We start from the raw sequence: 12,032 nt of genomic DNA on the forward strand, positions 1-12,032 counted from the left end.
CTAACTCCTCGGATTTTCTTGACGATGATGCTCGGAATTATTGCAGGCTTCGCCGCGTTCACGGGTGAGCGCGGCGTCGCCTTCAGAAGTCGGGATATCTCTTACGCAAATTCGAAGTTCGCGGCCGTCAGACTGGTTACGCCCGTGACTTTGATAATGTCAGTGAAATCCGAGCTGCTGACGTAGGTGTCGCTTCCGACCGTAGCAATCGTCAGATCACCAAGTCCCGTCGCTCCCCATGCCGAAACGTCGAGGACGTCATTGGCAAGATCGAAGCTGTTGACGGTGTCGAGCGCCGACCCGTCCTGGAATACGAACGTGTCGTCCCCACCGAAGCCGAGGAGCGTGTCGTTAAGCCCGAGATTTCCGACCTGGATTGTACCTTGCTCGGCAAAGTAGTCCGTCAGACCCGGGAAGGTGCCCAGACCGTCAACGGCTCCGCCATGCGACAGGCTGTAGATCGCATAGGCGAACGTGGTCGTATCCGGCATGTAGCCGCTCACGTTCGTGATGATGAGCTCTTCATCCTGCACCCACAGATCCTGACCGGCGTCATACTCGAGGTTTCGGCCGAGCGTGAGCGAAATGACATCGCCATTGAACATGCCGGGCGAATAGCTGTAGTCGTCGATCTCCATGATCACTGAGGGAATGTTGTTGTCGACGCCTTCGGTATCGAAGCCGGCGGACCACTGATCCTGGCCGGAAGAGAATGACCGGGAGAACCAGCCATTGTCGTTGTAGGAGAAGTTCGTGTCATAGGCGGCCAGATAGGACGGAAGGTTGCTGCTTGCGGCGGTCAATTCAATTAACAGCGTCATCTGTTGTTCCTTTTGCCTGTTTCATCTGTTCGCCCCAGGACGAACCTCGCATCCACGGCCAGCGCCCGCGGAATTCCCTAGAATTTGTAGTTGAGCGATACCGTGGCCGTTCGTCCGGGCGCGGCGTAGAAGTTGGCGCCAACGGCAGGAGCGTAAGCAACGTCGGTGAGATTGGTGACCGCGAAGCGCAGCTTCGTCATCGGATCGAAGGCATAGGATCCGTAGATGTCGTAAACCCGATAGCCGGCCATTTCGTAGCCAGTCCGAAGCGAGCCCAGCGCCGGCTCCGTCTTCGAGACGTCGGTGACACGACCGCCCAGCGTCAGCTTCTCGTCGAACATGCGCACACCCGCATCAAGCGTGACCCGCAGCTTGGGCTGCTCGAAGATGATCGCGGCTCCCTGTCCGCTATTGATCGGCATGCTTCGACCGGCAGGAGAAGTAAAACTGTCGGCGAACTCCGTATCGATGCGCGTGATTGTTCCGCCAATATAGAGAAATCTGGCATCGTAATTGACTTCGACTTCGATCCCCTTCATGCGGGTGATGCCGTCGAGGTTCACATATGACGTGTAGCTTGGCACGTTACTTTGTGCGTAGCGAATCTTGCCGAGGCTGATGTAGTCGGTGATCTCCCTGTAGAAGCCTACGGCCTTGAAACGGAACGTATCTCGCTCCGTCAGAATTCCGTTGCTCGAGACGTTTGCGCCCAGCTCGTAGGTTTCGCCTCGTTCTGGCCTGAGAGCCGGGTTTGGCGCGTATCCACTGATACTCACCGAGTCGTGCCCGCCGTTGAGAAACGACTCCATGATCGTGGGCGGTCGGTAGCTCTTCGAGTATTTGACGAACGGCTGCAGCCATTCGAACGGCTTGACGGCAATGGTTACCGACGGCAGCAAGGCTCCGCCGGACTTGTCGACATGGGTGTCGTATCTCGGGGTGTACACCGGACCAAGTATCGGCTTGGGGTCCGTTCCCGGAAAGCAGATGCCGGGCGGAAACGGCGGCGACGGCAGGCAGGTCGGGGGCGTCCCAGGGGTGTAACCGATGATGTCCTGGGTTGGGCTGCCATAGACCACCGCAGATCCCACGGCGTGATACCAGTCGTAACGCAAGCCACCCGAAATGGTCAGCCAATCGGTCGGTGTGTATTTCGCGTTGCTGAAGCCACTGACGATATCACGCTTGCCGCTCGGCGTGCCGCCCGAAAGTGTGTTTGAGTAATCCGTGCCGTCGGCTGCCACAAAGCCACGGGTGAGAACGGTCTTGCCGTCATCGTTGAAGGCTTCCATGCCGTAGTTGAGAGCCAGGGATCCCAGAGCCGTCTCGAAGCTGCTGGTGTTCTCGACGCTGCCGCCGAGCGTCCCCATGACGTAGTTCGACGGGCCCGTCGACAGGACCGAGCCTTGCTCGACCTTGTTGTTCCTGAGGTTGTTGTAATAGAAGCGTGCCCTCAGATCGATCAGTTCACTATCCGTCTTCCAGTCGAGCGCAGAAGTGTAAGTGTTGTTGACGACGCCCTCCGTCGCCTTCACCAGATTGCCGTTACTCAACACGAAATCGTAGTTTCCGGTGTTGAACCTGGAATCGTTCCGCACCCAGCCAAGCGTGACCTTGACGTCTTCCGTAACCTGGCCTTCGGCTTTCAGAATGCTGGAGCGAACTTCCTGGCCGGAGAACAGCAACACGTCCCCGGCATAGGTTGCCGCACTATTGATGGTGCCGTTCTTGCCGATGTCATAGGCGCCGATATTCTTGTAGCTGATGCCGCCGAGAACGGAAAATCGTTCGGACAGCCGCACCGCAGCAGCCGTCGAGCCGTCGAAGTTGAATTGATTGGTCCCGGTGGTGAGGTTGACCTGACCACCATATTGTTTACCCGGCGCGATCAGATCCTCAGCCAGAAGCGTCCGGTAATTGACAGAACCGCCCAGCGCACCGGCGCTGCCGACGCCGGACGTCGTGCTTTTCTCGATGTCGACGGCACGAATAAAGGCCGTATCGACGTAGGTGCGCTGCGTGGCGCCATGCGCACTGCGCTGAAAACTCTGCCGCGCGCCATCGATCATGTTGGCGATGCGATCCTGGTCCTGAAGGCCGCGGATATTGACGCTGATGCCCGGGTTCTGCGCTTCCGAGCGGTTGGCATAGACACCGGCGACGTTGTCGAGCAGGTCGCGGGCGTTGCGGGTTGGACTGCTCTCGATCGCCTCGCGCGAGATCACGCTGACGGCGGCCGGCGCCTGATAGACCCAGTCCGGCGTACCCTGATAGCCGGACCCTGAAATGGCATTACGTCCGCCCGATATAACCAGTGGATCGAGCTGGGTTGCGCCGGGGACATATACCTCCGCCGCCGACGACGACGTCGTCCCGATAACGGCGGTACGATCGGCCGTGACGCGAAACGTGACACCCGTGTTTCGCAACATGAGCGCCAGCGCTTGCTCCGGTGTAAAGCTGCCGTTGACGGCATTGGATGTCAGCCCGCGCGACGTTGCGGCGGACAACGTCACCTGCAGGCCCGACTGGCGGCCAAAGGCATTGAGAGCAGCACCGAGTGGCTGCGCAGGAATGTTGAAGTTTCGCGGCGCTGCCGCGTCATCACCCTGGACTTGAACTATTCCAGAATCGGGCGACGCCTGTGCGAATGCGAGCGAGGCGCTGTCCACCGCGACTATCGCCGCAAGAAGACACACAATACGCCCAGCGGTCGCAGATCTTTCATTGATTATGTTGAATATTGTCGACCTAGAAACGCAAGCCACAACCCATACCTCAGCCCGTTGCTACGCATTCTTCTTTCGAAATGCGCTTCCCGACTAAAGACGATCGGCTCGATTATTTTTTTCAGGATCTGCACGCATTCGGCGCGAGAAACGGCTTCGCAGTTTAGATTCGGCTTAAAGTCGTGAAACGATGCGCGCGAAGCGAGAGACTTGGTGAACCTTGCCACCATGCGGCTGCACCAACGCGCGCAACGCCCGGTCGGGGTCGCGCAGGTCATACAGGCCGGTGACCGTCTGCTGCGCCAGCGTGATATCGGGAATTGCGATCCAGGCAGCGTGATAGCGCTGTATCTGTTCGACGACGGCACCGATGGTTGCATCGTTGACGAACAGCCTGCCCTCGCGCCATGCGCCAATATCCTCCGGTGCGATGTCGCTCCTTGTCATCGCACCCGATCTACGATCGATGACGAGCATCTGTCCCGGGGCCAGCACGGCGGGGGGCGTGCGTTGGGCCGCATTGGAGGAGACACCGACAGCGCCCCGTGCGAGCTCCACTTGCGTCGCCGATGATGAGAGACGGACATCGAAGGCCGTGCCCGTCACCTCGACCTTCACACCGCTGGCATCGACGACGAACGGCCGCCCCGGATTGCGGATCACATCAAAGAATGCCTCGCCCGCGAGCAAACGGACTTGACGTCGGTTTGCCGAAAAGTCTGTCTTGATGGCACTGTCAGCAGCGAGAAGAACGGTCGTACCATCTTCGAGCGTCACCAGCCGGCTCTGTGCAGTCGTGGTAAGATAGTCTGCCTCCAGCCGCAACAAAAGCGAAGGGACGGCAATGACAAGCAGACACGCGGCGAGACCGGTGGCCGAAATGGCCGCCACCCACCGCCATCGCCGCCCCGTGACGCGCGAATGATTTCGAGACCGGACTCGGGGCCCCTTGCCGACATCAGTTGACAACGTCTGTGGTGACCGTGGCCGCCAGACGTGCTCGTACACTGGCTTCCCCTCGCCCAGCAGATGCCAGCTTTCCCGAACCCGGTGCCACGCAGCTCGGTGCTCGCTGGAGCGTGAAAGCCAGGCGTTGAAGTCGTCCTGCACGCGCGAGTCGTCCGCCGCTTCCCGAAGACGCAGCAGCCAATCCGCCGCTTCGTCCAGCAGGGCTTCGGGCTTGCCCCCATTCTTATTCAGCGACATCACGTGTCCTCGTCCCGGAACCTCATCCCCAGAGCATGCGATCATGTCTCGCCTGCTCTGAATAGACGAATAGGTCGGAGCTCTTTTTCACGCCGGGAGAATTATGTCACGTATGATCGCGACCGGTCCGCTTCGCGATATCCACCAGAGCCGTATGGATCATCCGGTGCACCGTTGCGACGGAGAGACCGAGATGCGCCGCAATGTCCTGAAGCTTATGCCCTCCAAAACGGTGCATTTCGACGGCAATCCTGGTTTCCGTCGGCATTTCAGCGAGCATCGCTGCGATCTGGCGGATGTCGTCGCGCAACAAGGCGCTCTGTTCCGGCGAGGACTCGGGGCGCGGCATCGCCCAATAGAACGTCTCGTCGAGTGGATCCCGGCTTTCGAGCTTTTTGCGCCGCAGGAGATCGAGGGAGAGATTGCGGACGATGCGGTAGAGATAGGCTGCGGGCTGCTCGGGCACGTCGGCTGCCGGCCGGGGCGGCACGAATTTGAGGAACGCTTCCTGCACGATGTCCTCGGCCGTCTCGCGCGAACCAAGAATAGGTGTCGCATAATCGATCAGAGCTGAACGATGAGCGAGAAAAATTACGCTGCGGGTATCGCTCCTCTTCACGTCAAGCGCTCCACCGGACGATTGGCGCAGGCCGATCGCGGGATTGCCAAAAGATCGCGCAAATCACACCCCCACCTGCGATGTTCGTCGCATGCACGGTCGTCACACTAGGTGCTGGTCCCTCTCATCCCTGCCCGGACGTCAAAGCCTGGAATGCTCCACAGGCAGCTATCGCGAGGCCCCAACCCGCTTTCTCTCTAATGGTGCCTCAGGCGTTTCACAACTACGGATGTTTAGATAGGCTCCAAGCAGCAGACTGGCTCGTCGAATTGGGTGCGCGCCCACGTTCATCGTCCCACTTCACGGGTCGTACTGGATGAGAACGGTGAGCGTGAGGGCACTGTCTGCGACATCCGGCGGGGGTGCTGGCACGGGACTGGCGCTGCGGGGCGTCGAAACGGCCTTCGCGTCCAGCACCGGATTTCCGGAGCTCCGGACGAGACGCGAACTCAATACGCCGCCCGAGCGGTTGATGACGAAAGCTACCACGGCCGTGCCCAACGGCCCGCCCGGGCTTCCACCTTTATGACGAATGAGGTGAGCGTTGACGCTGCTCCGCCATGTGGCGGGTGACGTCGAAGGATTGAAGGCCAAACTCGACGACGGCGCGGCCGCCTGATCCGCCCGCGGATTTGACGTCGCCAGCGGCGCCGTAGTGCGATCTATCTTACGGTCGTCCGGTTTCTTGCGCTCGGCCATCTTTTTCGGCGGTGGCTTCCTGGCGGCCTTCGGCTGCGGCGGTGGCGGCGTCAAGGTGGCTTCCGCGTTTGCCACTTCCGGCAGCTTCGGCGCCTCAATTTCCGGCGGCGGTGTTGGCGCCAGCGGGACGTCCTCAACTGGCTTCTTGACCTCCACGACGACCGGCTCGGGCTTCTCCTCCGGCAGTTCAGCAGGCTTGTCGCTCTTTTCCTCCATGGGAGATGGCTGCGCTTCGGTCATCCGTTCATCGGGTGGCAGTCGATCCGGCGGCGCTTCGGGCGCGACGGCCAGTGGCGCCAACTCCATCATCACAGCGGCTGGCGGTTCACCCGCAGCCGAGGCTTCTTCCCGGTTGAGCGCCAGCCATATTCCGCCTGCATGCAGCCCTAAGACTGTGGCCCCTGCCAGCGTCCATCGCAGCACGGAATGCAACGCGACGCTGTCCGGCCGAGCGTCGGGATCACACCAGCCGAATCTCATGGCCGCTGCGCCGGCGCGGCCTGTTGCGCAGGAGGCAACGCGCCGGACAACTGTCCGCCGCTCGCGAAGCCCTGCCCGGTATCTTCCAGCCCGACCAGCGCGATCTTGAGATAGCCCGCATTGCGCAGCAAATTCATCACGCCCATCAGATCGCGATAGGCGATCACGCCGTCGGCGCGCAGGAATATCCGCTGCTGGCGATCGTTGCCCGTCTGCCTGTCGAGCGTCGCCTGCAACGCTCCACGCGGCACATCCTCGTTGCCGAGCGCCAGGGTGAGATCCGGTTTGACGCTGAGAAAGATCGGCTTGTCTGGCCTGGCCTGTGGCGGCGCGCTGGAGACCGGCAGATCCACCGCCACATCGACAGTCGACAAGGGAGCGGCCACCATGAAGATGATGAGAAGGACAAGCATAACGTCGATAAAGGGCGTGACGTTGATCTCCGAGAGTTCGGCAAGGTCGCCGTCCTGCGGGTCCCTGAGCGAGACTGCCATGATCGCTCACTCCGCCGCCGATGCGATAGCGCTCATCTTCGGAACGGCATGGATGATCTTTGCGGGTGCAATGCCCTTCTCCTGCCGCTCCAGGTCGCGCGACATGTGCTGTAGGACTTCGCCCGAAGCGTCCGACAGCAATGCGCGGTAGCCGGCTATGGCGCGGGCAAATACGTTATAGATGATCACCGCTGGAATGGCCGCGACAAGGCCGATGGCGGTCGCGAGCAATGCTTCGGCGATTCCGGGCGCAACGACGGCGAGGTTCGTCGTTTTCGATTGCGAGATGCCGATGAACGAATTCATGATGCCCCACACCGTGCCGAACAGACCGACGAACGGCGCCGTCGCGCCAATCGTCGCGAGAAGTCCGGTGCCCCGCGCCATGTCTCGGCTCGCTTTTGCCTCGATGCGGGACAGCGCGATCGCGAGACGCTCCTTAACTCCCTCAGCGGACAGGTCGGTCGAGCGCTTCAACTCCTGAAGCGCAGCATTGACCAGATCGGCGACGCGGCCATTCTTCGTCCATCCGGCATTGATCTCCCGTGATGCGTCTGCGAGGCTTTCGGCGCCACTCAGCTTGCGCGTCGCACTACGGGCGTTGCGTTTGGCGCCTGTGAGTTCGACGCCCTTGGCCAACCACACCGTCCAGGTCAATAGTGACGCAAAGGCAAGGCCGACCATCACCGCCTTCACGACCATGTCCGCCTGCATGAACATGCTCCACGGCGACAGATCGTGCGGAAGCGTCGCGGGGCCAACCGTCTGGGCGGCAGCCGGCGCATTCGATGAGACTGGCGCAGCGGCCGGGGGTTCCGCCATTGCCCGCGACGCCTGTGGCAGCGGCGCCGCCGATACCGCGGCGTCAGCGCCGACAGATGTCGCTGATGATGGCGATGTCGCCGGTCGCTCCGCAGCGGTCGCGGAAGATGCCGGAGACGACGGCAGCGGTGATGCGGGTTGCGCCTGGGTCGACGGCTCCACCTGCTGGGCTGCTACTGGGCCGGCGACACCGGCCGACACGACAAGCGCCGTCAACGCCATCCGCCCAAATCTGCACCCTGTCCGCAGCGCTTCGGCCAGTTTCGTCATCTCGCCCATCATCGTTCAATCTTTCATTCTCGTTCAACCGCGCACGTCATGAGGCGCGCAAGCGCCCTCACCGCCAGGGCCTGTATCAATATTATCGTCACGCCAGCCGCAGCCTTTCGGCTCCTCGAACGTAAGACGTTTAAGGATGATGTTTTTCCCAGCGGTCGGGGTACTATTTTCGCGCAGCCGCCATCTGACTACGGCACGCCTGCGTCAATTCTAGGCGCTGCGTACACTTATGCTTCGCACCAGCGAAATTTAGAAGCGCTCAAAATTGAGAAGACGAGCGACCACGCCGAGATGGATTATTCCGGTGGCGGAATCGCCGCAGTATTGGTCGTGCGGCCGGCGAACATGAAAGGGACTTCCCGAGCGGGCCGTCGGCTCTACGTAGACGTCGAACCCCACCGATGTGCACGAGATCGGCGGGGCTCGCGTGCATCAAGGCTTATGCACGTCCGACAGCCTGCATGATACGCAGATCAGCAGACGGGATGGCTTCTATTGACGCGGCCAATGTCGCCTGCAGAACCGCGATATCGGTACGCGGATTTGGCTTCCAGCCGCAGGGACAACCGCCATCGGTGCCATGCTGATCGGCGACTTCCTTGTAGATTGCTCCGAGGGCGGACGCGGCGAGGTTCATCACCGTCATGGGCGGAAGCCGACTGGTACGAAGAACATCGCAGAAAGCGGTCATGATGGACCGATGCATCTCTGCGCCTACAGATTCGTTGTCAGGGTCTGACCGGGTCACTGCTCGCCTCCTCTTCTTTGGTCGCGTCATGACAGGCGGCCGCGGCAATCCCGACGCGCTCAGAGAAGAGCTCCGCGCAATCGGCCCATCAACACCGACGACCGTTACGCCCTGATATGGCCGCCATCAAGCCGTCGCGCGCCTATAGCAATTTGAAACATTCGAAATCTGGAAGCACGGGCGTCTTGCCGTTACATGCCAATCGCTTAGACAACTTCTAAGTCAGATTCTGTTTTGCTGGACGGACGGCGCTTCGCCGCCGGCGTCCGAGCCGCACGATCATGCGCCGGCGCCAGCGGCGGACGCGCGGAATGTCGATCGAGAACAGCGTCAGCGCCGGCGGCAACAGAATGAATCCGACCGGCGGGAGCACGCCCCTGATCATGAGGGCAACACCAAGAGCGATCCGCACACCGCGGCGCTTGGGGATGCGAAGGCGTCTTTTGCCGATGCGCAGATAGGCGCGCGTCTCGCTATTCGGGTTCGGAGGCATCGGGCAAGGCCGTTCCTGCCAGGGCCAGGCTCGCCAGCCGTTCCGCTTCCTCTACCGTGGCCACGACGCGGAAGCGTATTCCGAACGCCGCGGCAATCACTGCGCCCTGGGCACGCTTGAGAAGACGCTTTGCCTCGTTCGGCTCGATACTGAAGATGCCCTGGCATTTGGCGGCAAGCCGCGCCTTGTTGGCTTTGAGGAAGACCGTGCGAAGCTTTTGATCCTCGTGCGCTTCTTCCTCTACCGAGTCAGGAAAGATCATGACGAAGGAGCGCTCCTGACCAAGCAATGCATCGAGCTCGTTCGCCCAGGTCGGCCCGTAACCTGGCGGCAATCCGCGACCGTGTAGCACCACGACTGGAAACCGCGAAACGTCGTGCAGCTTGAAATCCTCTGTTCTCATAGGCGGTACCTTCTCAACGCTAGAACTTCGCGGTTGCCCCTAAGCCCACGATGCGGCCCTGCCCGACGCGCACGGATTGCGTCGTGGGTCCAAAACTTTGCCCGAAGGCCTCATACCGCTCGTCGAGCAGATTGTTCGCGAAGATATACGTGTCGAAGTTCTGCCCTTTCCAACCGAACTTGCCGTTGACGACGCCGTACGATGGGAGGTCGAAACTGTTGGCGACATCTGCCGCGCGAGTACCGACGAACTGGTAGTTGCCGCGAACGAAGAAGTCCCCCTTGAGTCCGAGGGGCGCGGCCGAAACCTGATACTGGAAGCCGACATTGGCGGTCACGGGCGCCACGTTCGGAACGCGGCCACCGTTTTTCGCGCCGGTCGCGCCGCCGAGCGGAACGTTCACGAGTTCGGCGCGGGTAATGCCAACGCCTCCGAACACCTCAAAGCCGGGCATGAAACGAACGGTACCTTCGAGTTCGCCGCCCGAGGATTGATAGTCGAGCGTTGCGACGGTGAACGAGGCCGTCGGTACATTGAAGACGAACAGATGTCCGTTCTTGACGTCATTGAAGAACAGCGCACCGGTCAGTTTGACGCGATGGCCGAACAGTTCGGACTTGAAGCCGGTTTCATAGGTCCAGCTTGTGGAAGCAGCGAATGGGGCCTCGGGCTTGCCGAGCGGATTGTTGATGGAATTGGCCGGAAAACCTCCCGTAACATAGCCGCGTGCGACCGTGGCATAGGTCATGAAATCCCGTGCCCAGTCGTAGCTCAAGCCCGTGCGCCCGGTGAGGAAGTCATCCTTCAGGCCCAGATCCTGGGCATAGCTGGCGACGGTGCCGGGCGTGCCAACGCCGCGGTAACGGTAGGAGGCCGTTTTCTCCTCATGCGTCGCGCGAAGCCCCAGCGTGCCTTTGAGCGCCCCGACGAGCGGCACCGTCGCCTCGCCAAAGGCCGCGTAGCTATTGGTCGTGAAGTCGTTGTTGCGGATTCCTGTCGCCGTCGCAAAAGCCGGCGTGACCGAACGGGCATTGCCGTCGAGCCCAACTTCGGTGCGAAAAAGATTCAAGCCCGTGGTCCAGCCAATCGTGCTCTCCTTCGGCGCGGAGAGCCGAAGCTCCTGCATCCAGGTATTCTCACCGATGCCGATGTTCGCGATATCCGCACCCGGCACGCTGAAGAAGGCAGGCGGCAAGCCGGTGAGCTTCGAGAACACGAGGGAGTCAGTGAGGTCAGTGACTTGAAACGAGGTGGTGCGCTGAAAGTTCGAGACGGAATCGAAGACGACCGGCCCGAAGTCGTGCTTGACCTTCAGATTGTAGTTCTGGTTCTCGCGATCCACGTCATTGCGCGGATTGACGGCGCTCACGGGAAAATCGGCCGCGCCGCGAAGCAGCCAGCGCGGCACGGTGTCGTCGTCTTTGTTGTAGGATCCGCTGAAGGTCACCGTGGTGCGATCGGTCGGCGTGTAGAGAAGCGAGCCGCGGAATGCGCCGATTTTTGTAGCGGCATCATTGCCGCCGAGCAGGATGTTCGGGACGTCGCCGCCGAAGTTCGAGTAACGCATCGCCACGCGTCCCGCGAGGAGATCCGGGATCAGCGGAGAGTTCGCAATCAACTCGCCCAGGCCGTAGCCTTTGGTCCCCCATTCACCGGCCAGCGAGAAGGAGCGATCAAACGTCGGCAGGCGTGAGACGATGTTCACTGCGCCGCCTTGCGCGTTACGGCCGAACAGCGTTCCTTGCGGCCCGCGCAGCACCTCGACCCGCTCGGTATCAAGCAGACTCGGCGCGATGCCATACACCGACTGCGGCGCCTCATCGACATAGAAGACGACGGAGGTATCGTCCGGAGATACCGGCGAGAACGATCCGACACCACGGATGTTGGCGAGATTTGAGGACTGCCCTCCGAGATCGACGAAATTGAAGTTCGGCACCGAGCGCGCGAGGTCGGCGTTTGAGCGGGTCTTGGAAAGGTCCTCGAGCTGCGTCCCCTCAACCGTCGTCAGACTGATGGGTACATCTTTTTCGACCTCGGGTCGCTTGCGGGCTGTAACCGTAATTTCCTGAAGCTGGGTCGCCGGTCGAGCCACGGCCCGGGGCACGACTCGCTTCTTCGGCTTCGGCGGCACGACCGTAACGGGCGGAAGCTCTGTCGCCTGCTGGGCCAATGCCGCGTCGGACGCGAAGCCGCCAGCGAACGCTACCGTTGCGCCAAGCGCGGCGGTCCGGCGCGT

The 12,032-nt window shown here is 61.2% G+C and carries 11 protein-coding genes; all 11 read right to left on the reverse strand.

Going from position 1 to position 12,032, the window contains the following annotated elements:
* Positions 1 to 101: 101 nt before the first annotated feature.
* Positions 102 to 821: a hypothetical protein gene (locus ACFXS9_RS25105; protein WP_392693140.1), complete on the reverse strand. Its 720-nt coding sequence runs from the start codon at positions 819 to 821 to the stop codon at positions 102 to 104.
* A gap of 77 nt (positions 822 to 898) precedes the next feature.
* Positions 899 to 3,493, reverse strand: coding sequence for a TonB-dependent hemoglobin/transferrin/lactoferrin family receptor (locus ACFXS9_RS25110; protein WP_392693142.1), 2,595 nt, complete (start codon positions 3,491 to 3,493; stop codon positions 899 to 901).
* Between the two features lie 231 nt (positions 3,494 to 3,724).
* The gene (locus ACFXS9_RS25115) at positions 3,725 to 4,756 is read right to left on the reverse strand and encodes a FecR family protein (RefSeq protein ID WP_392693145.1); all 1,032 of its coding nucleotides are present in this window, start codon (positions 4,754 to 4,756) and stop codon (positions 3,725 to 3,727) included.
* A 106-nt stretch (positions 4,757 to 4,862) separates the two neighbouring features.
* Entirely contained in the window at positions 4,863 to 5,375 is a 513-nt protein-coding gene (locus ACFXS9_RS25120; protein ID WP_392693146.1) for a sigma-70 family RNA polymerase sigma factor, read from the reverse strand.
* 300 nt (positions 5,376 to 5,675) lie between these two features.
* Complete coding sequence (locus ACFXS9_RS25125; RefSeq protein ID WP_392693148.1) at positions 5,676 to 6,554, reverse strand: TonB family protein; 879 nt, start codon at positions 6,552 to 6,554, stop codon at positions 5,676 to 5,678.
* On the reverse strand, positions 6,551 to 7,048 hold the full coding sequence (gene exbD / locus ACFXS9_RS25130; RefSeq protein WP_392693151.1) for a TonB system transport protein ExbD: 498 nt from the start codon (positions 7,046 to 7,048) through the stop codon (positions 6,551 to 6,553). Before exbD ends, ACFXS9_RS25125 begins: the two co-directional genes overlap by 4 nt.
* A 6-nt stretch (positions 7,049 to 7,054) precedes the next feature.
* Positions 7,055 to 8,152 (reverse strand): tonB-system energizer ExbB, encoded by a 1,098-nt coding sequence (gene exbB, locus ACFXS9_RS25135; RefSeq protein WP_392693153.1) that lies wholly within the window; start codon positions 8,150 to 8,152, stop codon positions 7,055 to 7,057.
* A 436-nt stretch (positions 8,153 to 8,588) separates the two neighbouring features.
* Positions 8,589 to 8,897 carry a hypothetical protein gene (locus tag ACFXS9_RS25140; protein ID WP_392693156.1) on the reverse strand — a complete coding sequence of 103 codons (309 nt, stop codon included), beginning with the start codon at positions 8,895 to 8,897 and terminating at the stop codon, positions 8,589 to 8,591.
* A 217-nt stretch (positions 8,898 to 9,114) separates the two neighbouring features.
* The gene (locus ACFXS9_RS25145; protein ID WP_392693158.1) at positions 9,115 to 9,390 is read right to left on the reverse strand and encodes a hypothetical protein; all 276 of its coding nucleotides are present in this window, start codon (positions 9,388 to 9,390) and stop codon (positions 9,115 to 9,117) included.
* Positions 9,371 to 9,793: a hypothetical protein gene (locus ACFXS9_RS25150; RefSeq protein ID WP_392693161.1), complete on the reverse strand. Its 423-nt coding sequence runs from the start codon at positions 9,791 to 9,793 to the stop codon at positions 9,371 to 9,373. The genes ACFXS9_RS25145 and ACFXS9_RS25150 overlap by 20 nt, the downstream gene beginning before the upstream one ends.
* A 19-nt stretch (positions 9,794 to 9,812) precedes the next feature.
* Positions 9,813 to 11,900 (reverse strand): TonB-dependent receptor, encoded by a 2,088-nt coding sequence (locus tag ACFXS9_RS25155; protein ID WP_392693164.1) that lies wholly within the window; start codon positions 11,898 to 11,900, stop codon positions 9,813 to 9,815.
* Positions 11,901 to 12,032 lie beyond the last annotated feature (132 nt).

This window comes from Bradyrhizobium sp. RDI18 (genome assembly GCF_043203335.1).
In the GTDB taxonomy this organism is placed as follows: Bacteria; Pseudomonadota; Alphaproteobacteria; order Rhizobiales; family Xanthobacteraceae; genus Bradyrhizobium; species Bradyrhizobium retamae.